This window comes from Serratia sp. JKS000199 (assembly GCF_900215455.1).
Lineage (GTDB): Bacteria > Pseudomonadota > Gammaproteobacteria > Enterobacterales > Enterobacteriaceae > Serratia > Serratia ureilytica.
The window spans coordinates 3,157,408-3,178,327 of sequence record NZ_LT907843.1; the positions used below are offsets into that span (position 1 = coordinate 3,157,408).

At 62.5% G+C, this 20,920-nt stretch carries 18 protein-coding genes; 3 read left to right on the top strand and 15 right to left on the bottom strand.

What is annotated here, in order from left to right:
• Position 1: 1 nt before the first annotated feature.
• The gene (iscR, locus tag CPH57_RS15045; RefSeq protein ID WP_004941404.1) at positions 2–496 is read right to left on the bottom strand and encodes a Fe-S cluster assembly transcriptional regulator IscR; all 495 of its coding nucleotides are present in this window, start codon (positions 494–496) and stop codon (positions 2–4) included.
• A gap of 193 nt (positions 497–689) precedes the next feature.
• On the bottom strand, positions 690–1,424 hold the full coding sequence (trmJ, locus tag CPH57_RS15050) for a tRNA (cytosine(32)/uridine(32)-2'-O)-methyltransferase TrmJ (protein ID WP_025303916.1): 735 nt from the start codon (positions 1,422–1,424) through the stop codon (positions 690–692).
• 119 nt (positions 1,425–1,543) lie between these two features.
• On the opposite strand from trmJ, the gene suhB reads away from it, so the two are divergent.
• Complete coding sequence (suhB, locus tag CPH57_RS15055) at positions 1,544–2,347, top strand: inositol-1-monophosphatase (protein WP_033644096.1); 804 nt, start codon at positions 1,544–1,546, stop codon at positions 2,345–2,347.
• Positions 2,348–2,402: 55 nt separating this feature from the next.
• Here the strand turns inward: suhB and CPH57_RS15060 are convergent, their stop codons facing one another.
• Positions 2,403–3,425 carry a nickel/cobalt transporter gene (locus tag CPH57_RS15060; protein WP_096242495.1) on the bottom strand — a complete coding sequence of 341 codons (1,023 nt, stop codon included), beginning with the start codon at positions 3,423–3,425 and terminating at the stop codon, positions 2,403–2,405.
• Positions 3,416–4,051, bottom strand: coding sequence for a DUF1007 family protein (locus CPH57_RS15065; RefSeq protein WP_046687657.1), 636 nt, complete (start codon positions 4,049–4,051; stop codon positions 3,416–3,418). Before CPH57_RS15065 ends, CPH57_RS15060 begins: the two co-directional genes overlap by 10 nt.
• Before the next feature lie 181 nt (positions 4,052–4,232).
• On the opposite strand from CPH57_RS15065, the gene csiE reads away from it, so the two are divergent.
• A complete protein-coding gene (gene csiE, locus CPH57_RS15070; protein WP_033651573.1) occupies positions 4,233–5,498 on the top strand; it encodes a stationary phase inducible protein CsiE in 1,266 nt (421 codons plus the stop codon).
• Here the strand turns inward: csiE and CPH57_RS15075 are convergent, their stop codons facing one another.
• Complete coding sequence (locus CPH57_RS15075; protein ID WP_046897760.1) at positions 5,499–6,644, bottom strand: 3-phenylpropionate MFS transporter; 1,146 nt, start codon at positions 6,642–6,644, stop codon at positions 5,499–5,501. It abuts the gene before it with no gap.
• A 156-nt stretch (positions 6,645–6,800) separates the two neighbouring features.
• Complete coding sequence (gene glyA / locus CPH57_RS15080; protein ID WP_025303922.1) at positions 6,801–8,054, bottom strand: serine hydroxymethyltransferase; 1,254 nt, start codon at positions 8,052–8,054, stop codon at positions 6,801–6,803.
• A 357-nt stretch (positions 8,055–8,411) separates the two neighbouring features.
• Between glyA and hmpA the strand changes: the two genes are divergently transcribed.
• A complete protein-coding gene (gene hmpA / locus CPH57_RS15085; protein ID WP_089195083.1) occupies positions 8,412–9,602 on the top strand; it encodes an NO-inducible flavohemoprotein in 1,191 nt (396 codons plus the stop codon).
• A 37-nt stretch (positions 9,603–9,639) separates the two neighbouring features.
• On the opposite strand, the gene CPH57_RS15090 is transcribed toward hmpA, so the two are convergent.
• The 9 genes from CPH57_RS15090 to CPH57_RS15130 all read right to left on the bottom strand — a co-directional run bounded on the left by CPH57_RS15090 (position 9,640) and on the right by CPH57_RS15130 (position 20,832).
• Positions 9,640–10,824, bottom strand: coding sequence for a cytochrome c (locus CPH57_RS15090; protein ID WP_089195084.1), 1,185 nt, complete (start codon positions 10,822–10,824; stop codon positions 9,640–9,642).
• Entirely contained in the window at positions 10,821–12,731 is a 1,911-nt protein-coding gene (locus CPH57_RS15095; RefSeq protein ID WP_096242496.1) for an FAD/NAD(P)-binding protein, read from the bottom strand. Before CPH57_RS15095 ends, CPH57_RS15090 begins: the two co-directional genes overlap by 4 nt.
• Before the next feature lie 85 nt (positions 12,732–12,816).
• Positions 12,817–14,241, bottom strand: a complete 1,425-nt coding sequence (gene patD, locus CPH57_RS15100) for an aminobutyraldehyde dehydrogenase (protein ID WP_033651578.1) — start codon at positions 14,239–14,241, stop codon at positions 12,817–12,819.
• Between the two features lie 35 nt (positions 14,242–14,276).
• Positions 14,277–15,083 (bottom strand): ABC transporter permease, encoded by an 807-nt coding sequence (locus tag CPH57_RS15105; RefSeq protein ID WP_016929774.1) that lies wholly within the window; start codon positions 15,081–15,083, stop codon positions 14,277–14,279.
• Complete coding sequence (locus tag CPH57_RS15110; protein WP_016929775.1) at positions 15,073–16,017, bottom strand: ABC transporter permease; 945 nt, start codon at positions 16,015–16,017, stop codon at positions 15,073–15,075. Before CPH57_RS15110 ends, CPH57_RS15105 begins: the two co-directional genes overlap by 11 nt.
• Position 16,018: 1 nt before the next feature.
• Positions 16,019–17,047 (bottom strand): ABC transporter ATP-binding protein, encoded by a 1,029-nt coding sequence (locus tag CPH57_RS15115; RefSeq protein WP_033651579.1) that lies wholly within the window; start codon positions 17,045–17,047, stop codon positions 16,019–16,021.
• A 54-nt stretch (positions 17,048–17,101) separates the two neighbouring features.
• Positions 17,102–18,256 carry a putative ABC transporter substrate-binding protein YdcS gene (ydcS, locus tag CPH57_RS15120; RefSeq protein WP_033644107.1) on the bottom strand — a complete coding sequence of 385 codons (1,155 nt, stop codon included), beginning with the start codon at positions 18,254–18,256 and terminating at the stop codon, positions 17,102–17,104.
• Between the two features lie 73 nt (positions 18,257–18,329).
• Complete coding sequence (locus CPH57_RS15125) at positions 18,330–19,793, bottom strand: gamma-aminobutyraldehyde dehydrogenase (RefSeq protein WP_089195085.1); 1,464 nt, start codon at positions 19,791–19,793, stop codon at positions 18,330–18,332.
• A 115-nt stretch (positions 19,794–19,908) separates the two neighbouring features.
• Positions 19,909–20,832 carry a LysR substrate-binding domain-containing protein gene (locus CPH57_RS15130; RefSeq protein ID WP_004941365.1) on the bottom strand — a complete coding sequence of 308 codons (924 nt, stop codon included), beginning with the start codon at positions 20,830–20,832 and terminating at the stop codon, positions 19,909–19,911.
• Between the last annotated feature and the right edge of the window lie 88 nt (positions 20,833–20,920).

Consider the following 20,920-nt stretch of genomic DNA (forward strand, 5'->3'; position numbering starts at 1 on the left):
CTTATGCGCGCAGATTAACGTTGATAGTTTCTTGCGGACGACCGTTGGCCGTGCGGCGCGTATCGTTGTTTTGACGATCCGCCACCACCAGCACTTCCTGGTTGTTGACCAGTTCAGCCAGCGTAATGTTGTTCAGGAACCCGCTGATGCGCTCGCTCAGATCGCGCCACAGGGCGTGGGTCAAGCAGCGATCGCCGCCCTGACAGCCTTCTTTGCCCTGGCAACGGGTTGCATCTACCGATTCATCGACGGCAGTGATGACAGCGCCAACGGCGATCTCACCCGCGTCTTTACCCAGCAGATAACCACCGCCCGGACCGCGCACGCTGGCCACCAGGCCATTCTTGCGCAGACGGGAGAATAATTGTTCCAGATAAGAGAGCGAAATACCCTGGCGTTCGGAAATGTCCGCCAGTGGCACCGGCCCTTCCTGGGAATGCAGCGCTACGTCGAGCATAGCGGTTACGGCATAACGGCCTTTGGATGTCAGTCTCATAGCTCAATGGTTACCTGTTGGTCAAATATGGCCGAAAGTCTGACATTCCTGAGTAAAACAGTCAACTATTTAACCTAGTAATTAACTCAAGTATTAGCACGTTTTGAACTTAGCAAGAACAAAGGTATATAAAATACATGTTATAACCTTTGGATAACTAATACTATTGTCGCCCACCGTTATGCCACATCAATTAATTACCTTGATGTTTATCCTGTTTCTCGATCGAGGTCAGCATGCCGCGCAGGATATTCAGCTCCTGCCCTTCCGGGCGCGCGCGGGTGAACAGCCGGCGCAGGCGGCTCATCACCTGGCCCGGATGGGACGGGCGAATGAAGCCGGTACGCTGCAGCGTCTGCTCAAGGTGCTGATAGAAACGCTCAAGGTCGTCCACCAGCGGATACGGCGTCTCTTCCAGCTGCGGCGCGCCCGCCTGTTGGCGATCGAGGTAAGCCACGCGCACTTCGTACGCCAGGATCTGCACCGCCATCGCCAGGTTCAGCGAGCTGTAGTCCGGGTTGGCCGGAATGGCGACATGGTAGTGGCACTTCTGCAATTCATCGTTGGTCAGCCCGACGCGTTCACGGCCGAACACCAGCGCCACCGGCGCGTGCTCGCCCTCGTGCACCGCGCGCACGCCGCATTCGCGCGGCTCCAGCATCGGCCACGGCAGGGTGCGAGAGCGCGCGCTGGTGCCCACCACCAGGCTACAGCCGGCGATGGCGTCATCGAGGGTATCGACGATAGTGGCGTTGCCGATCACGTCGCTGGCGCCGGCGGCCAGGGCAATGGCCTGAGAATCGGGTTTGATCAGCGGATTAACCAGATAAAGGTTGGTTAACCCCATGGTTTTCATGGCTCTGGCGGTCGAGCCCATGTTGCCGGTATGTGAAGTCTCTACCAGAACAATGCGGATATTGTGCAGCATACAAACTCTGAGCGTGGCGGAAAATCGCAGCATCTTAACACAGCCGTAGGCAATTTGCCGAACAGCTGCTATACTTCGCGCCGTTTCCTGTTCTTTAACATCCTAGTTGGAAGATACCCATGCATCCGATGCTGACTATCGCCGTGCGCGCTGCGCGCAAGGCCGGTAACCTGATTGCCAAAAACTACGAAACCCCGGACGCTGTAGAAGCGAGCCAGAAAGGGACCAATGACTTCGTCACCAACGTCGATCGCGATGCAGAGCATCTGATCATCGACGTCATCCGCAAGTCTTATCCGCAACACAGTATCGTGAGCGAAGAACGCGGTGAGCTGATCGGCGAAGATCGCGATGTGCAATGGGTGATCGATCCACTGGATGGCACTGCAAACTTCATCAAACGTTTCCCTCATTTCTCCGTTTCCATCGCCGTACGCATCAAAGGCCGCACTGAAGTGGCCGTGGTTTACGATCCGATGCGCAACGAACTGTTCACCGCCACGCGCGGTCAGGGCGCCCAGCTCAACGGTTACCGTCTGCGCGGCACCAACGCCAAAGATCTGGATGGCACCATCCTGGCGACCGGCTTCCCGTTCAAAGTCAAACAGCACGCAACGCCTTACATCAACATCGTCGGCAAGCTGTTCACCCAGTGTGCGGACTTCCGCCGCACCGGTTCCGCTGCGCTGGATCTGGCCTATGTGGCCGCCGGCCGCGTAGACGGTTTCTTCGAAATCGGCCTGAAGCCGTGGGACTTCGCCGCGGGCGAACTGCTGGTGCGTGAATCCGGCGGCCTGGTCACCGACTTCGTCGGCGGCCACAACCACTTCAGCTCCGGCAACGTGGTAGCAGGCAACCCGCGCGTCGTGAAAGCCATGCTGGCCACCATGCGCGAAGAACTGAGCGAAGCGCTGAAGCGTTAATCGCCAGAAGCGAATCGAAAAAAGCGCTGCCGATGCAGCGCTTTTTTTATGCCCGTCAGCGGGAGAAGGGGCGGATGCCGCCGCCGAATTCCGGCTGCGCGCTGACGTACAGCAACAGCCCGGTGGCCAACAGGATCAGGCCCCCGGCCAGCGCCAACGATCCCCAGGCCACCGCGCTCCAGGCGGCGGGCGCACGCGAGCGGCTAAGGCGCACCGCCAGCCGTCGGCTGTAATGCACCAGCAGCGCCAGCATGGAGATGGTCAACGACGTGCCGAACGCCATCGCCAGCGCGGAGATCACTCCCCAGCCGAACACGCCGATCACCTTGGAGAACAGCAGCACCAAAATCGCCCCCGAACAGGGACGCATGCCCATCGCCAGCACGATGGCGGTCTGGGTGCGCCAATCGCTTCCCGCCTGCAGCTCGCTGTCGCTCGGCAGATGCCGGTGGCCGCAGCCGCAATCGGCGCTGTGCACATGCTCCGCCGTCAGCGGCGTCAGGCTGTTAATGCGCAGCGCCGGCGCCGGGCGCATCGCCTTGATCGCCGCAAACAGACGTTTCAGCGCGCGCCAACTCAGCAACACGCCAAGCAACATCACCAAAATAAAGCTGCCCTTCTCCAGCCAGAAGCTGCTTTGGTGCAGCTGGCGCGAAGAGAGCTGCAATATCACCAGCATCAGCGTGACCAGCGCGATCGCCACCCCGCCCTGCACCAGCGAAGCGGCGAAGGTCAGCTTCAGGCTGCTTTTCAGCCGCGCCGGGTGAGTGGCCAGATAGGTGGCGATCACCACTTTGCCGTGGCCGGGGCCGAGCGCATGCAAAACGCCATAGCCGAGGCTGAACAGCGTCAGCGCCAACCCTGCCTGCTGCGGCGCGGCCTTCACCTGTTGCAACAACCCCGCCATCTGCTGGTGCAGCGCTTTTTGCCATACCACGCTCTGCATCAGCAGCTGCGGCCAATAGTGCCACGCCAGCAGCGCGGCGGCCGCCAGCGCCAGCGTGAACGGCAGCAGCGGCCACAGGCCGAAAGCCCAGTGGCGCCGGTTTATCGTCGGTTGCGAGAGATTCAGCGACATTGCAGCGTCACCCGCTGGGCGAACTGCTGCCCCAGCGCCAGGTCTTCACCGGGCGAGTCGTTCTTGTCGAGCGACAGCGCATAGGCCTGCAGCGACGCATTCGGCTTCGGCGTCATCAGCTTGTAGCTGCACTGCTGCGCCATCTCCGGCGGCAAATGCAGCGCATTTTGGTCTTTATAGGTCATATCCACGAAATAAGTCGGATCGTAAGTAGAAAGCTCGAACGGCTTGCCCGCCAGCGGCTGCGGCTCGGCCAACGGCAGCACGAACTCCAGTACCGCCTGGTTGCCCTGGCGCGACAGGTGATATTCGCTGGGCAAGTTCAGGTATTTCACCGGCTTGCCGTCGCGGTAAAGGTCGGTGAAATAGTGCTGCCCCAGCACGTTGGCCATCACTTCCGCCGCCAGCTTTTTCCACACTTCCGAATCGCTCTTGGCGTTTTTCGCATCGTAGAGCAGATCCGCCGAGGTGATTTCATCCATCACCCACACCATTTTCAGGCCGACCAACCGCTGATCCTTGGCGACGAAGGTGGTGTTCATATCGATAAAGCTGTGCGGATGCGCGATCGCACCGGCGCTGAACACGGCGCCAAAGGCAGCCAAAAGTCGACGTAACTTCATCATTATCCTGCTTTACCTATATTTGTTATAACGTAACACAAATAAATGTCGAACGGCCCGCCTCTGCCGGCGATATTTGTGACGAAAGTTGTAAGCCGAAGTAAAAGCCGCGCGTTAACCCTGCCGGCACAAAGCCTTTTGCTATGCTTAGGCATAATCGCAACCTTTTATGCCGGAAGGTGATATGAGCCTGGACACCTCTCCCGTGCCTGAGCTCTCCGGACAACAACGGCGCTGCCATCTGCTGCTGATGCTGTACACGCCGGAGCCCGAGTTACAGCTGGAGACCCTCAGCCGAATCAATGGCGTCGCCCCCCCGATAACCCGGCAAGATATAGCCGAGGTGGCCAGTGAAATCCAGCGTTTCCACCATCTGGAGATCGCCGTCGATCCCGACCATGGCTACCGATTGAGGGGCAGCGCGCTCAACCAACGCCTGTGCCTGCTCCATTGGCTAAGGCGCACCCTGCGCTGCAGCCCGCGGTTCGTCGAAGACGATTTCGCCCCGCGCCTGCGGCAAGCGCTGGCGGCCGATGCCGAGTTGACATCGCTGTTGGCCCAGTCGCTCGACGCCTGCGAGCCGCTGCTCAATCGTCACTTTGACGCGCGCGACCGCCAATTCCTGCAGCATTATCTGCTCTACTGCGCCTGGCAAAACCGCCTGCAGCAACACCCGTGTTTCGACGCCGTTCAGCGCGACTGGCTGCGGCAAAAACCGGAGCAGCAAGCCGCCGCCTGGCTGCATCAGACCTGCAACCGGCTGTTTAACCAGCCGCCGCACGCGGACGAGCGCGATTTCCTGGCGCTGACCTTCACCCTGTTGAAAAGCCACAGCTACCACAGCAACGACTCGGCGCATGAGCAGCGGTTGATGACGGCGATCGACAGCATGGTCGAGCGGTTCCAGCAGCTGTCCGGCATGGCTTTCAGCAGCAAGGCGGAGCTGGTCAGCCAGCTGTTCGCCCATCTGGCGCCGGCGCTGGAGCGCTGCCGTTTCGCCATCGGCATCGACAATATGCTGCTGGAAGAAGTGGTGCGCAAATACCCGCGGCTGATGCGCACCACGCAGGAAGCGTTGAAACCGCTGGAGCAGGAGTACGGCGTGCATTTTTCCAACGAGGAGGCGGGCCTGGTGGCCATCAGCTTCGGCGCCTGGCTGATGCAGGACAACGCGCTGCAGGAAAAACAGGTGCTGCTGCTGACGCTGGATAACCCGCAGTTGGAAGAGGAAGTGGAATATCAGATCCGCGAGCTCACGCTGCTGCCGCTGAACATCAAGTATCTGCCGCTGAGCGACTATCTGTGCGGCGGAGCGCCGCAGGGCGTCACGCTGGTGATCACCCCCTACGCGGCGGTGCACAGCGCTCCACACCCGCCGCTGATCTATACCGAACTGCCGCTGGAAAACCGCCAGCGCCAGGCCATCCGCGCGCTGCTGGAAGCCCCTTAATCACCGGCTGACGCTGACCGCCGGCGGCCGGATGAACAAGGCCGGCACCGCGACCGCCGCCATCACCCAGAACACCCCGCCCTGCCAATGTTCGAACAGGAACCCGGCAATGACCGTCATGACGGCGATACCGCCGCCCATCGCCAGCGCCGAATACACCGCCTGCAGTTGGATCACCTCTTGCCCCTGGCGCGCGGCGATAAAGCGCATCGCCGCCAGATGGCACACGGTGAAGGTGCCGCAGTGCAGGATTTGGATCAGCAGCAGCCAACCCAGCTCGGTGCTGTAGGCCATCAGGCTCCAGCGCAACACGCCGCAACAGGCGGAAAGCAGCAGCAGGTTGCGCGCATTCCAGCGGCGGAACAGCACGTTGCTGCTGGCGAAAATAATCACTTCCGCCACCACGCCCAGCGACCACAGATAACCGATGGTCGAGGCCGAATAGCCCGCCTCCTGCCAGTAAATGGAGCCGAAGCTGTAGTAGCCGGCGTGCGCACCCTGCAGCAGCGTGACACACAGCAGGAAGCGCCACACCGGCCCTTCTTTCAACAGCGCCCACAGCGAACGCTCGGCCCCGCCGTGCGTGCGCGCTTCGCCCTGCGGCATCACGCTCGGCTTCAGCAGCATGCCCAGCAGCATCGCCAGCACGCTGAGGATCAGGCTGTAGAGAATGGCGTTATGGCCCCACACCGCCACCAGTTGCCCGGTCAGCGCCGAGCCGATGACGAACGCCAGCGAGCCCCACAGCCGCACCCGGCCATAGTCCATGCGGATCTGCTTTTGCCAGGTGGCGGCCAGCGCGTCGGTCAGCGGCACCAGCGGCGAGAAGAACAGGTTGAACCCCGCTATCACCAGCATCAGCCAGCCCCAGCCGTTGCCGAAGCAGAAGCCAACCGCGAAAGCCAGGGTCAGCAGCGCCAGCAGGCGCAGCGCGGAAACCAGATGAGAGGGATCTTTAACGCGGGGAGCAATCAGTAAACTGCCGAGGAAGCGGGCCACCAAACCGGCGCCGAGCAATATGCCGATGGTTTCGGGCGCGATGCCCTCGCCTTTCAGCCACACGCCCCAGAACGGTAAGAAAATGCCGTAGGAAAAAAAGTAGGTGAAATAACTGAGCGCGAGCCAACGCGTGGATTGCAGAACCATGATCCCTCCGGAGTGAGGGCAATACTTTGACAGAGCTCACACCTGCCCGCAATCTTCATTCCACGTCAATGCGTTAGAGTGCCAGACAGCTCACAGTTTGCCGCGAGCGGCCACAAAAAAACCCGCCGCAGCGGGTTTTTTCAGGCAAAAGCGGGATTATGCGTAAACCGGCAGGCGGGCGCAGATATCCAGCACTTTCTTCTTGGTGCGTTCGATGGTGGCTTCATCGTTGATGTTGTCCAGCACATCACAGATCCAACCGGCCAGTTCGCGCACGTCGGCTTCTTTGAAGCCGCGACGGGTCACGGCCGGGGTGCCGATACGCACGCCGGAGGTGACGAACGGGCTCTTCGGATCGTTCGGCACGCTGTTTTTGTTGACGGTGATGTTGGCACGGCCCAGGGCGGCGTCCGCTTCTTTACCGGTCAGGTTTTTGTCGACCAGATCCAGCAGGAACAGGTGGTTATGGGTGCCGCCGGAGACCACTTTGTAGCCGCGCTGCAGGAACACGTCCACCATCGCCTTGGCGTTGACCGCCACTTGCTGCTGGTAAACCTTGAACTCAGGCTCCATCGCTTCTTTCAGCGCCACCGCCTTGCCGGCGATCACGTGCATCAGCGGGCCGCCCTGGCCGCCAGGGAACACGGCGGAGTTCAGCTTCTTGTACAGCTCTTCGTCGCCGCCCTTCGCCAGGATCAGGCCGCCGCGCGGGCCCGCCAGGGTTTTGTGGGTGGTGGTGGTGACGATGTGCGCGTGCGGTACCGGGTTCGGGTACACGCCGGCGGCGATCAGGCCGGCCACGTGCGCCATGTCGACGAACAGATAAGCGCCGATGCTGTCGGCGATTTCGCGCATTTTGGCCCAGTCAACCACGCCGGAGTAAGCGGAGAAGCCGCCGATGATCATTTTCGGCTTGTGGGTTTGCGCCTGTTTGGCCAGATCGTCATAGTCGATTTGACCTTTGTCGTCGATGCCGTAAGGCACCACGTTATACAGTTTGCCGGACAGGTTAACCGGGGAACCGTGGGTCAGGTGGCCGCCGTGCGCCAGGTTCATGCCCAGAATGGTGTCACCCGGCTGCAGCAGCGCGGTGTAAACGGCGAAGTTAGCCTGGGAGCCGGAGTGCGGCTGCACGTTGGCGTAATCGGCGCCGAACAATTCTTTGGCGCGGTCGATAGCCAGCTGCTCAACGATATCCACGTATTCGCAGCCGCCGTAGTAACGCTTGCCCGGATAGCCTTCAGCGTATTTGTTGGTCAGCTGGGAACCCTGAGCCTGCATCACGCGCGGGCTGGTGTAGTTCTCAGACGCGATCAGCTCGATGTGCTCTTCCTGACGCACCACTTCCTGCTCCATGGCACGCCACAGTTCCGCATCGTAATCGGCAATGTTCATTTCACGCTTTAACATCCGGCATCTCCTGACTTAAATCAGCTAACTAAAAAATCACCAAATAACTACCCGTTTGGGTTCTGGGCCACAGTGTAAACCGTTTCGCCCCACCGAAGATAGGTCTTGACAGAGGTTTTTACGCAAACGATTGGCATAAGGCGGCGCAAGGCTTTGATCCGCTAAACGCCGCCGTTTATCAACGGACATTTCCTCATGCGAACGATGCGCTTTTTTCATGTTCTGTGAGCGCGATCGACGCCGGAAGAACACCGCAACGAAAACAAGGGTATTTACAAGCGGCGTGGAACTCAATAAGATGCATTTAAAATGCATCATTAAAATTCTCGTCAAGATCCCAACCCAAGGAGCGCTCCCATGCTGGATAGCCAAACCATCGCCACCGTTAAATCCACCCTTCCCCTGCTGGCTGCGACCGGGCCGAAGCTGACCGCCCACTTTTACGATCGCATGTTCGCGCACAACCCGGAATTGAAAGACATTTTCAACATGAGCAACCAGCGCAACGGCGATCAGCGTCAGGCGTTGTTCGACGCCATCTGCGCCTATGCCGCCAACATCGAGAACCTGGCGGCGCTGCTGCCGGCGGTGGAGCGCATCGCGCAGAAGCACACCAGCTTCAATATCCAGCCGGAGCAGTACCAAATCGTCGGCGGCCACCTGCTGGCGACGCTGGACGAAATGTTCAGCCCGGGTCAGGAAGTGTTGGACGCCTGGGGCAAAGCCTACGGCGTGCTGGCCAACGTGTTTATTCAGCGTGAAGAGCAGATTTATCAGCAGAGCGAAACCGACAACGGCGGCTGGCGCGATCTGCGCGCATTCCGCATCCTGAAGAAACAGCCGCAGAGCGACGTGATCTGCAGCTTCGTGCTGGCGCCGGTGGACGGCGGCCGGGTGGCGGACTTCAAACCGGGGCAATACCTGGCGGTCTACATCAAGCACGACAGCCTGGAGCATCAGGAAATTCGCCAGTACTCGCTGACCGCCTCGCCAAACGGCGAGTTCTACCGCATCGCGGTGAAGCGCGAAGATCAGGGGAAAGTGTCCAACTACCTGCACCGGCAGGCGCAGGAAGGCGACGTGATCGACATCGCCCCGCCGCACGGCGACTTCTTCCTCGACGTGGCGCCGACCACGCCGGTGGCGCTGATCTCCGCCGGCGTCGGCCAAACCCCGATGCTCGGCATGCTCAACAGCCTGCACGACAATCAACACCAGGCGCAGGTCCACTGGCTGCACGCGGCGGAAAACGGCAGCGTGCATGCCTTTGCCGAGGAAGTGGCGGATATTGCCGGGCGCATGCCGAATCTTAGCCGCCATGTGTGGTACCGCGAGCCGGGCGCCGATGACGTGGAAGGCCGCGACTACCACAGCCGCGGATTGATGAATTTGAGCACGCTGCAAGGCAGCCTGGCCGATCCGCAGATGCACTATTACTTCTGCGGCCCGGTGGCCTTCATGCAGTTCGTGGGCAAACAGCTGCTGGAGATGGGCGTAGAGGCCGAACGCATCCACTACGAATGCTTCGGCCCACATAAGGTGCTGTAATGCTTGCGGAGCGCGGCCGTCAGACCGCGCTCCCTCTTTATTTCGCCTGCAGTTGGCGCGCGTCCTGCACCTGCTGCACCGTCACCGGCGCCGCCTGGTTGCCCCAGCTTCCCCGCAGGTAGCTCATCAGATCGGCCGCCTGCCGATCGTTCAACGCCCAGCCATAAGCCGGCATGTCAAACGCCATCGCCTGCTGCGTGATCGGCGTATGCGCCCCCTCCAGCACCACCCGCAGCGCGGTCAGCGGATTGTCCGCCGTTACCGTGGCATTGCCCGCCAGCGCCGGAATGGCGAAGTCAGTGCCCTCCCCCTTATTGCCGTGGCAGGTCGAGCAGTACATCGCATAGGTCGCCTTGCCGCTCGGGTTATCCGCCTGCGCAGCCTTCGAGGCGGCCCCGGCGACGGGGCCCGGCGCCAGACTGCGCAGGTACACCGCGATGGCGTTCAGATCGCCGTCGCTGAGGTACTGCGTGCTGTGGGCCACCACCTCGCTCATCGGCCCGGCGACCGCCGCATGGCGGCTGCGGCCGGTTTTCAGCAGCGCCGTCACCTCTTCCGGCGGCAGGCCGCGCAGGTTGGAAGCGTACCAGCCGTCCAGCTCGGCGCCGCTCAGGAACACCGGTTCCTTACCGTCCAGCCCCTTCTCCTGCATCGCCCAACCGCGCGGCGTATGGCAGCTGCCGCAGTGGCCCGCGCCCTGCACCAGGTAGGCGCCGCGGTTCCACTCGGCACTTTGCTGCGGATCGGCCTGATACGGCTGGTCGTCGTGGAACAGCTGGTTCCACACCGCCAGCGGCCAACGCATCGACAGCGGCCAGCTGATGTCGCTGGCGCGGTTGGCGACGTTCTGCGCCGGCACCTCGTTCATCAGATAGTCATACAGCGCGCGCATGTCTTCCGCGCTCATTTTGGCGTACGAGGTGTACGGCATCGCCGGATAAAGCCGGTGACCGTCTTTGGCGATCCCCTGACGCATGGCGCGATCGAACTCTTCGAACGAGTAAGCGCCGATGCCGTGCAGCTTGTCCGGCGTGATGTTGGTGGCGTAGATAGCCCCGAGCGGCGTCGGGAACTTCATGCCGCCCGCCAATTCGGCGCCGCCCGGCGCGGTATGGCAGGCGGTGCAGTCACCGGCTTTGGCGACGTATTCCCCGGCCGACATCGCCTGGGCCGAGCCGCCGGCGGCCAACAGGCTCAACAGGTACAACGAACGCAGACTCATGCTCCCTCCTTGGCGGCAACCTTGCCATAGGCCAGTTCGTTAACCGCACGCCACGCCTGATCGATCGCCGAGTTGGCGTACGGGCTCCAGTCGGCATCGGAGTTGGCGATAGCGATCTTGCCGATCGGCTGCCGCGCCGTTTCGATGATTTTCTTGGCTTCGTCTTCGTCGTCAAACAACCCGTTGAGGAAGTAGGAGTAACCGTGCGACCAGCGGTTGACGGTGATCGCCTGAATGTCGCGCTGATGATCGAAACCGGCCTCGCCCAGCATGCCCTGCAGCTGTTCGCGGATCATCTGCTCGTGCACTTCGAACGGCGTGCCCAGCAGCAGCGCGCGCCCTTTGCGCGACTGTTCGCGCGTGCTGAGGCCGCTGCCCGGCAGCGTCGGCACATACACCATATGCAGGCCGATCGGCCGATCCGGATCGCGCGGGTGCTGATAGCCGCCCATGCTCACCGGATAGTCCAGCTTCACGCGGCTGTACGGCGCGGCCGGCGAATAGACCTCGTGCACGCCCAGCTTGATGAACGGCTGCCAGTTGCGGATCACCACCTTGCTGTACACCAGCGGCGCCTTGACGTTCTGCTTCAGCGCCTCCTGCTGCTCGTGCGCCATCTCCGGCACCAGATACGGGATCATCATGTTGTAGCCGGCCATCACCACCTGCCCGGCGCGCACTTTGGTCATCTTCTCGCCGGTCATGTAGGTGACTTCCACCTTGTCGCCGACGTTGGCCGCGTGCAGCCCGGTGCTGTTCAAGCGCAGCTTCACCGGCGACTCCGGCCGATCGAGCTGGCTGTAGTCGAATTTAGCCAGCACCACGTCGTTCATGTCCTTGCCGGCCGGAGCCACCGTCGGGATCAGCTGGCGCACCATCAGGCGCGCCAGCGTGGCGTTGCCGTCCGGGAAGTGGAACACGTAAGGATCGTCGAGATCCGCCTGCGACTCTTCGTCCAGCGGCGGCAGATTCATGCCGTTCAGGCCCGGCAGATCGCAAATACGCGCATCGCTGCACGAGGTGCCATCGATGCCCACCGCCTGGAAATCGTTGGTGGTCTGCTGGAAATACCGGATCGCCAGCTCGCTCAGGCCCACCTTCTCGCGCAGGAACTGGGTGTAGCTGTGGGTGTCGAGCCATTCGACCTTCTGCTCCAGCGTCATCTCCGGCAGATAATCCTTCTCCACCGTGTGCAGCGCGATCAGCGCCTGGCGATCGCTTTCCGGCAGCGGGAAATCGCCGATGAACGCTTCATAAGAGCGGCCGTTGAGCCGATCGCGCGGAATGTCGTCCGCCACCGTGCGCCCCGGATCGCCGCTCACCACCTTGTCGACGCCGAAGTTCTTGCGATCGAAGTAAACCCCGCGGCTCAAATTCAAATCCGGGTAGAAGGTGGTGTCGAAAGCCTGTTCCAGTTGGTCGATATCGACGCCGAGCTTGCGCAGCAGCCCCATCGCCACCGGGCTGAAGTTGGAACGCGGCGACTGCAGCGATTCACTGCCGCCGTAGCCGAGCAGCATGCCGTCGTCGCTGTTGAACTCGTTGCGCTTGGCGTGGCCGCCGAAGTCGTCGTGGTTGTCGATCAAAAGAATGCGCTGCCGCTCGCCTTTCAGTTGCTGCCAGAAACAGGCGGCCGCCAGCCCGCTGATGCCGGCGCCCACCACCACCAGATCGAACTCTTCAACGGCGGGTACGCTGCCGAAATCAAAGGTTTTGCCGTCGCGCCCCAACTGGTGCGCATGCTCGAACGAGCCCGGATGGTTGCCCCGCAACCCGGTCAGCGCCGGCGGATAGTACAGGGCTTGATTAGCGGTTTGCGGCGACGCGCGCAAGATTTGCAGCGGCGTCAACCCGGCGGCGATGGTGATCGCCACTCCGTTGAGAAAATCGCGTCTGGTGATACCCATATAGGCTTCCTTTCAATTTTTATTATCATCAGCCGGCCGGAGCCGGCTCGAAGGCCGCGCTATTGTGCGGATAATTACTGTAAAATCAATGTTTGAACATCACATGACGAATGGCCGTGTAATCCTCCAGCCCGTACATCGACATATCCTTGCCGTAGCCGGACAATTTCTGGCCGCCGTGCGGCATTTCGCTCACCAGCATGAAGTGGGTGTTCACCCAGGTGCAGCCGTATTGCAGGCGGGCGCTTAAGCGATGCGCGCGGCCCACGTCGCGGGTCCACACGGACGACGCCAGCCCGTAATTGGATTCGTTCGCCCAGGCCAGCACCTGCTCTTCGTCGTCGAACGGCGTCACCGTCACCACCGGGCCGAACACTTCGCGCTGCACGATCTCATCGTCCTGGCGCGCGCCCGCCAACAGCGTCGGCTGGAAGTAGTAGCCCGGCCCTTTCACCTTCTCGCCGCCGGTCACCACCTGTACGTGCGGCAACGCTTTGGCTCGCTCGACAAAACCGGCCACCCGCTCCAGATGCTGGGCGGTAATCAACGGCCCCAGCTCGGTGCTCTCGTCGTCCGGCGCGCCGATCTTCAGGCTGGCCACCGCCTCGCCCAACCGCTTGACCAGCTCGGGATAAATGCTTTTCTGCGCGTAGATGCGGCAAGCGGCGGTGCAATCCTGCCCGGCGTTGTAGAAGCCGAAACCGCGAATGCCGTCGACCACCTGCTGCAGATCGGCATCGTCGAACACCAGCACCGGCGCCTTACCGCCCAGCTCCATATGGGTGCGCTTAATGCCGGCGGCGGTGTGGGCGATGATGTGCTCGCCGGTGGCGATCGACCCGGTCAGCGACACCATGCGCACCTTGTCATGCCCGGTCAGCCGATCGCCCACGCCGGCGCCGCGCCCGAACAGCACGTTGAGCACGCCCGGCGGGAACAGCCCGGCGGCCAGTTCGGCCAGTTTGAAGGTGGTCAGCGGCGTCTGCTCAGAAGGCTTGATCACCACGCAGTTGCCCGCCGCCAACGCCGGCGCCAGCTTCCAGGCCGCCATCATCAGCGGGTAGTTCCACGGCGCGATCGAAGCCACCACGCCGAGCGGATCGCGGCGGATCATCGAAGTGTGCCCGGCCAGATACTCGCCAGCGGCCATGCCGGTCAGGCAGCGGCTGGCCCCGGCGAAGAAGCGAAACACGTCGGCCACCGCCGGCAGTTCGTCATTCAATACGCAGTGATAAGGCTTGCCGCAGTTGAGCGACTCCAGCCTGGCGAAGGTCTCGGCATGCTCATCGATCAGATCCGCCAGCTTGAGCAGATGCTCGGCGCGCTCCTTCGGCGTGGTTTGCCCCCAGGCGGCGAACGCGGCGTCCGCCGCCAGCACCGCGCGATCGACCTGCTCCGGGCTGGCCTCCGCCACCTGCGCGATCACTTCGCCGGTCGCCGGGTTATACACCGGCTGGGTCGCGCCCTGGCCATTCACCAGTTGGCCGTCAATCAACAGTTGGCTTTGCATAGGGTTATCCTTTTATCAGAGGTCGGGTAAGGAAATTATTTGCCGCTGCCGGCGACGCTTTCTCCACCTTTGGTCAGGTAGTAAGCGCCGAGGATCGGCAGCATGGTCAACAGCATCACCGACAGCGCCACCACGTTGGTGATCGGCACGTCGCGCGGGCGGCCGAGCTGGTTCAGCAGCCACAGCGGCAGCGTGCGCTCGTGGCCGGCGGTAAAGGTGGTCACGATGATTTCGTCGAACGACAGCGCAAACGCCAGCATGCCGCCGGCCAGCAGCGCCGAGCCGAGGTTCGGCAAGATCACGTAACGGAAGGTTTGCCAGCCGTCGGCGCCGAGATCCATCGACGCTTCGATCAGGCTGTACGAGGTGCGGCGGAACCGGGCGATGACGTTGTTGAACACGATCACCACGCAGAACGTCGCATGGCCGACGACGATGGTCAGGATGCCGGGCTCGATGTTCAGCGCCTTGAACGCCGCCAGCAGCGCCAGGCCGGTGACGATCCCCGGCAGCGCAATCGGCAGCAGCAACAGCAGCGAAATGCTGTCCTTGCCGAAGAAATCGCGCCGATACAGCGCCGCCGCCGCCAGGGTGCCGAGCACCAGCGCGATGGCGGTCGCCAGGCAGGCGATCTGCGCCGACAGCAGCACCGCATCGATAATGTCCTGCCGCCCGGCGGCGACATTGAACCAGTGCAGCGTGAAGCCCTTCGGCGGGAAGCTGAAGGCCGCGTCCTCGGTGTTGAAGGCGTAGATGGCGATGATCGCCAACGGGAAATGCAGGAAGACAAGTCCGCCCCAGGCGGCCAGCTTCAGCCCTAAGGGCGCGCGTTCAGAGTGCATCGAAAGCCCCCAGACGTTTGACGATGGAAAGATAGATGGCGATCAGGACGATCGGCACCAGCGTAAAGGCCGCGGCCATCGGCATATTGCCGATCGCGCCCTGCTGGGCGTACACCATGCTGCCGATGAAATAGCCCGGCGGCCCCACCAGCTGCGGCACGATAAAGTCGCCCAGCGTCAGCGAAAAGGTGAAGATCGATCCGGCGGCGATGCCCGGCACCGCCAGCGGCAAAATGACGTGGCGGAAGGTCTGCGCCGGCCGGGCGCCCAGATCCGCCGAAGCGTGCAGCAGCGAGGGCGGCAGGCGCTCCAGCGCCGCCTGGATCGGCAGGATCATGAACGGCAGCCAGATATAGACGAACACCAGAAAACGCCCCAGCCCCGAGGTCGACAGCGTGTTGCCACCGACGCCGGGCACCGTCAGCAGCGACGCCAACAGCGGCTCCAGCCCCAGGTGCTGCAGGAACCACTGCGCCACGCCGTCTTTCGCCAACAGCAAAGTCCAGGCATAGGCTTTGACGATATAGCTGGCCCACATCGGCATCATCACGGCGATGTAAAAGAACGCCTTGACGCGGCCGCTGGTGTAACGCGCCATGTAATAGGCGATGGGGAACGCCAGCGCCGCGCTGGCCAGCGACACCAGCACCGCCATGGTCAGCGTGCGCAGGATAATGTCGTAGTTGGCCGGGTTGAACAGCGCCGCGAGGTTGGCGAAGGTCAGATCCGGCGTCACCGCCATGGTGAAATCGTCGAAGGTGTAAAATCCTTGCCACAGCAGCGTCAGCAGCGAACCGAGGTACACCGCGCCGAACCACAGCAGCGGCGGCACCAGCAGCAAAAGCAGATACAGCGTCGGCCGGCGATAGAGCCAGGTCGACAGCGCGCGCACGGTACCGCCGCGCGCCGGGGGGGAATCGATGCTCATGTCCATCTCACCTCTCCTCCAGCAGCGGCACCATCGCCGCGCGCGGCCAGCAGGCGACGATCGGCTGGCCGATCTGCCGCTGTTGCCCTTCGGCGATCCACTGCGGATTGGCCTGGCTGACCAGCAGCTTTTCGCCGCCGTTCAGCGCGATTTCATACCGCGTGGCCGCGCCCTGGTAATGGATTTCCTGCAGCGTGCCCTGCACCTGGATCTCGTCCTGCGCCGCGCCGCCGTGCTCCAGCAGGCGGATATGTTCCGGCCGGATCGAGAAGGTTCGGCTTTCGCCGAGCAGGCGCTGCGCCAGCTCGCTGCGCACCACGTTGGAGGTGCCGACGAACTCGGCGACGAACGGCGTCTTCGGCCGCATGTAAAGTTCGCGCGGCGTATCCACCTGTTCGATGCGGCCGTTATTGAACACCGCCACCCGATCGGACATCGACAGCGCTTCGCTTTGATCGTGGGTGACGAAGATAAAGGTGATGCCCAGCTGACGCTGCAGCTTCTTCAGCTCACCCTGCATCTGCTCGCGCAGCTTGAGATCCAGCGCGCCGAGCGGCTCGTCCAGCAGCAGCACCCGTGGCCGATTGACCAGCGCGCGCGCCAACGCCACGCGCTGACGCTGGCCGCCCGACAGGTGCGCCGGTTTGCGTTCGGCAACGAAACCGAGCGCCACGCTCTCCAGCGCCTCTTGCGCCCGCGCCAGCCGCTCGCGTTTGGCGACGCCCTTCACCATCAGGCCGTAGGCGACGTTTTCCAGCACCGACATGTGCGGGAACAGCGCGTAATCCTGAAACACGGTGTTCACGTCGCGCTGATACGGCGGCAGGTTGGCAGCTTCCTGACCGTGAATGCGAATCGAGCCGGAAGTCAGCTGTTCAAAGCCAGCGATCAGGCGCAGGCAGGTGGTTTTGCCCGAGCCGGATGGCCCGAGCATGGAGAAAAATTCCCCGTCCTGAATGTCGATGGATACCCGATCCACGGCGCGAACATCGCCGAAAGTCCGCGAAACATCGATGAATTGCACGGCAATGGTCATTTTCTGTGCTCCATACTGATGTGATTCGGGCGCAGCGAGCCGCGCCCCCGCGGCTTAGCGGCCGCCCATGATGGCGATGTAATCCTGGGTCCAGCGGCTGTACGGCACGAACTTGCCGCCCTGCGCCTGCGGCGTTTTCCAGAAGGCGATTTTGTCGAACTGGTTGAAGCCGTTGGTTTCGCAGCCCTTCTCACCCAACAGCGCGCTGGCCTTGCAGCCCGCCGGTGAAGCCGGCACCGACCCGAACCAGGCCGCCACGTCGCCCTGCACCTTCGGCTCCAGCGACCAGTTCATCCACTGGTAGGCGCAGCTCGGGTGCTTGGCATCGGTATGCAGCATGGTGGTGTCCGCCCAGCCGGTCACGCCCTCTTTCGGGAACACGGTGGCGATCGGCTGCCCCTCGCCCTTCAGGGCGTTGGCCTGATACGGCCAGGCGCTGGAGGCCACCACGCCTTCGTTTTTAAAGTCGCTCATCTGCACCGAGGTGTCGTGCCAGTAGCGGTGGATCAGCGCGTGCTGGCTGCGCAGCAGCTTCAGCGCCGCCTGATACTGCTCTTCGTTGAGCTGATAAGGATCGCTGATGCCGAGCTGCGGCTGGGTGGCCTTCAGGAACAGCGCCGCGTCGGCGATGTAGATCGGGCCGTCGTAAGCCTGCACCCGCCCCTGGTTGCTCTTGCCGTCCGGCAGGTTCTGCTGCTGGAAGATCACCGCCCAGCTGTCCGGCGGCGTCGGGAAGGTTTTGGTGTTGTACATCAGCAGGTTCGGCCCCCACTGGTACGGCGTGCCGTAAGTTTTGCCGTCCACGGTATACCAGGCGCCGTTCAGCAGGCGCGGATCGATGTTCTTCCAGTTCGGGATCAGCGCGGTGTTGATCGGCTGCACCCGCTTGCCGAAGATCAGGCGCAGCGAGGCGTCGCCGGAGGCGGTCACCAGATCGTAGCCGCCCTTGGCCATCAGGCTGACCATTTCATCGGAGGTGGCGGCGGTCTTCACGTTCACCGCACAGCCGGTTTGCTTCTCAAACTGGGTGACCCAGTCGTAGTTTTTGTCGGACTGGCCGCGTTCGATGTAGCCGGGCCAGGCGATGATGTCCAGCCGGCCTTCGCCTTTGCCCAGCGACTGCGGCAGATCGGCCGCCTGAGCCAGGCCGCACAGCACGGTGAGACAGAGCGCGGAGACGGTGGTGGTGACTGCGGTAGTTTTTCTCATCGTAATTACCCCTGTGTTGCGTATCTGTGTGCGGCAGGGAACGGCTGCCGCCCGATTTTGCTTTATAGAACCGCTAGAAGCTGGCTTTGAACTTCGCCATTACGTGCCTGACAACGCTGTAATCCTGCAGCGAATCGCTGGACAGATCCTTGCCGTAGCCGGAGCGTTTCAGGCCGCCGTGCGGCATCTCGCTCGCCAAGGTGAAATGGGTGTTGATCCAGGTGCTGCCGTACTGCAGATGGGCGGCGATGTGCAGCGCCCGATCGATATTTTGCGTCCATACCGACGAAGCCAGCCCGTATTCCGAGTCGTTGGCCCATTCGACCGCCTGCGCCAGATGCTCGAAGCGCGTGACGCTGACCACCGGGCCAAACACCTCGCGCTGCACGATTTCGTCGCTTTGCAGGCAGCCCGCCAGCAGGGTCGGCTGATAGTAGAATCCCGGCCCGGAGTGCGCCGCGGCGCCGGTGATCAATTCGATATGCGGTTGGCTGAGCGCCCGCTCGACAAAGCTGGCGACGCGATCGCGCTGGCGGCTGCTTATCAACGGGCCGATCTCGTTGTCCTGATCGCGCTTGCGGGCGAAGCGCAGGCTGGCGACCGCCTCGCCCAGCGCGTCCACCAGTTTGGGATAGATGCCGGCCTGCGCGTAGATGCGGCAGGCGGCGGTGCAGTCCTGGCCGGCGTTGTAATAGCCATAGGTGCGAATGCCGTTGACCACTTCGTCAAGATCGGCGTCGTCGCAGACGATCACCGGCGCCTTGCCCCCCAGCTCCAGATGGGTGCGCTTGACGCTTTTGGCCGCCGCCTGAAGAATTTTTTGCCCGGTGACGATATCGCCGGTGACCGACACCAGCCGCACCTGCGGGTGCCCCACCAGCTGGCTGCCGACCCCTTCCCCGCCGCCGTAGACGATGTTCAGCACGCCCGGCGGCAGGATCTCCTGCAGCGCCGGCGCCAGCGCCAGAATAGTCAGCGGCGTGTGCTCGGACGGTTTGAACACCACGGTATTGCCCGCCGCCAACGCCGGCGCGATCTTCCACGCCGCCATCATCAGCGGATAGTTCCAGGGGGCGATCGAGGCGACTACGCCAATGGGATCGCGGCGGATCATCGAGGTGTGGCCCGGCACATACTCACCGGCCAGCTGCCCTTGCTGCGTGCGCACTGCGCCGGCGAAGAAGCGGAACACGTCGACCGCCGCCGGCAGATCGTCATTGAGCGCCTGATGCAGCGGTTTGCCGCAGTTGAGGGCTTCCAGCTGCGCCAGCTGCGGCGCCTGCCGCTCGATGGCGTCGGCGATGCGCAGCAACAGCGTGGCGCGCTGGGCCGGCGTGGTGCGCGACCAGTGGCTGAACGCCTGCTGCGCGGCTTTTACCGCGCTGCCGACCTGCGTCGAAGAGGCTTCGGTCAGGGCGATCAGCGTCTCGCCGTTGGCCGGATTGACGATGCATTCCTGCTGGCCTTCGCCGTCGATAAGCTGACCGTTAATGAACTGCTGACAGGACAAACCTGAGAGAACCTGCACATCCGCCATCGCCTGACGCCCCTAAGTGACAAAAACGTTAACTAAATGTGAATAAGTTAGTTTTAATCAGCCTAAGCGAGCCTCTGGCGGGCAACAAATTCTAAATACTGAACGCCGCGTTCGATTAAATCGAATGCTTAAGCCCGGCGGCGTGTTTGCTGCCGTTCTCGCGCGCGATGGTGAGGAACGGCGTCACCAGCTCCGGCCGCGCGCTGCCGCGCCGCCATGCCAGCCCGATATCCAGCGGCTCCAGCAGATCGTCCAGCTTGCGCGCCTCGATCATATTGCCCTCCAGCGACCAGGCGCGGTACGCCATGTCGGGCTGGATGGAGACCCCCATCCCCGCCGCCACCAGGCTGCGCACCGCCTCGGTCGAGGCGGTCTTCATCGCGATCTCCGGCTTCAGCCCGGCGCGCGCCCAGATGCGCCGCGCGTGCACGTCCATTTCATCAGCGTTGAGCTGGATCAGCGGCTGTTTGGCCACGTCCGCCAGGCTGATGCTCTCGTGCTCCAGCAGCGGGTGCAGCGGCGGTAGCCACAGGCGATACGGCGAGTGCATCAGCACCTCGGTCTGCAGCGCGTCGCGGTCTTCGATGTTCGACAAGATCAGCACGCCGATGTCGATCTCGCCGCTAACCAGCAGATGCTCGATGTACGGGCGTTCATCTTCAACCACCTGCACGGTGACGTTGGGATAGGCCGATTTAAAGCGCGTGAGCAGCTCCACCAGAAAGTAGCCGGCCACCAGGCTGGTGACGCCGACGGTCAGCTTGCCGGTCAGGCTTTCGGTGCCGATCTGCAGGCTGCGCTTGGCGTTGTCCACCGTCGCCAGGATCAGATACGACTGACGCAAAAACTGGTGCCCCTGATGGGTCAGCGTCATGCCCTTGGCGTGGCGATCGAACAACCGCACGCCGATCTCGGTTTCCAGCTGCTGGATAGCGAGCGTCAGCGAAGACTGGGAGACAAACACCGCCTGGGCGCCGGCGGAGATCGACCCGGTTTCCGCCACGGCGATGAAGTGGCGGATTTGGCGTAACGTCATCATCCCCATCGCCTTTCAAGCCGCTGCGTTGTTGTCTGCGTTCGCTTACCCCAGTCACTTACTTGAGTAAGCTCCTGGGGATGCACGCCCT

Bases quoted from the DNA above. Each gene is read 5' to 3' on its own strand.
- iscR (WP_004941404.1), bottom strand. From the start codon at position 496: ATGAGACTGACATCCAAAGGCCGTTATGCCGTAACCGCTATGCTCGAC.
- trmJ (WP_025303916.1), bottom strand. From the start codon at position 1,424: ATGCTGCACAATATCCGCATTGTTCTGGTAGAGACTTCACATACCGGC.
- suhB (WP_033644096.1), top strand. From the start codon at position 1,544: ATGCATCCGATGCTGACTATCGCCGTGCGCGCTGCGCGCAAGGCCGGT.
- CPH57_RS15060 (WP_096242495.1), bottom strand. From the start codon at position 3,425: ATGTCGCTGAATCTCTCGCAACCGACGATAAACCGGCGCCACTGGGCT.
- CPH57_RS15065 (WP_046687657.1), bottom strand. From the start codon at position 4,051: ATGATGAAGTTACGTCGACTTTTGGCTGCCTTTGGCGCCGTGTTCAGC.
- csiE (WP_033651573.1), top strand. From the start codon at position 4,233: ATGAGCCTGGACACCTCTCCCGTGCCTGAGCTCTCCGGACAACAACGG.
- CPH57_RS15075 (WP_046897760.1), bottom strand. From the start codon at position 6,644: ATGGTTCTGCAATCCACGCGTTGGCTCGCGCTCAGTTATTTCACCTAC.
- glyA (WP_025303922.1), bottom strand. From the start codon at position 8,054: ATGTTAAAGCGTGAAATGAACATTGCCGATTACGATGCGGAACTGTGG.
- hmpA (WP_089195083.1), top strand. From the start codon at position 8,412: ATGCTGGATAGCCAAACCATCGCCACCGTTAAATCCACCCTTCCCCTG.
- CPH57_RS15090 (WP_089195084.1), bottom strand. From the start codon at position 10,824: ATGAGTCTGCGTTCGTTGTACCTGTTGAGCCTGTTGGCCGCCGGCGGC.
- CPH57_RS15095 (WP_096242496.1), bottom strand. From the start codon at position 12,731: ATGGGTATCACCAGACGCGATTTTCTCAACGGAGTGGCGATCACCATC.
- patD (WP_033651578.1), bottom strand. From the start codon at position 14,241: ATGCAAAGCCAACTGTTGATTGACGGCCAACTGGTGAATGGCCAGGGC.
- CPH57_RS15105 (WP_016929774.1), bottom strand. From the start codon at position 15,083: ATGCACTCTGAACGCGCGCCCTTAGGGCTGAAGCTGGCCGCCTGGGGC.
- CPH57_RS15110 (WP_016929775.1), bottom strand. From the start codon at position 16,017: ATGGACATGAGCATCGATTCCCCCCCGGCGCGCGGCGGTACCGTGCGC.
- CPH57_RS15115 (WP_033651579.1), bottom strand. From the start codon at position 17,047: ATGACCATTGCCGTGCAATTCATCGATGTTTCGCGGACTTTCGGCGAT.
- ydcS (WP_033644107.1), bottom strand. From the start codon at position 18,256: ATGAGAAAAACTACCGCAGTCACCACCACCGTCTCCGCGCTCTGTCTC.
- CPH57_RS15125 (WP_089195085.1), bottom strand. From the start codon at position 19,793: ATGGCGGATGTGCAGGTTCTCTCAGGTTTGTCCTGTCAGCAGTTCATT.
- CPH57_RS15130 (WP_004941365.1), bottom strand. From the start codon at position 20,832: ATGATGACGTTACGCCAAATCCGCCACTTCATCGCCGTGGCGGAAACC.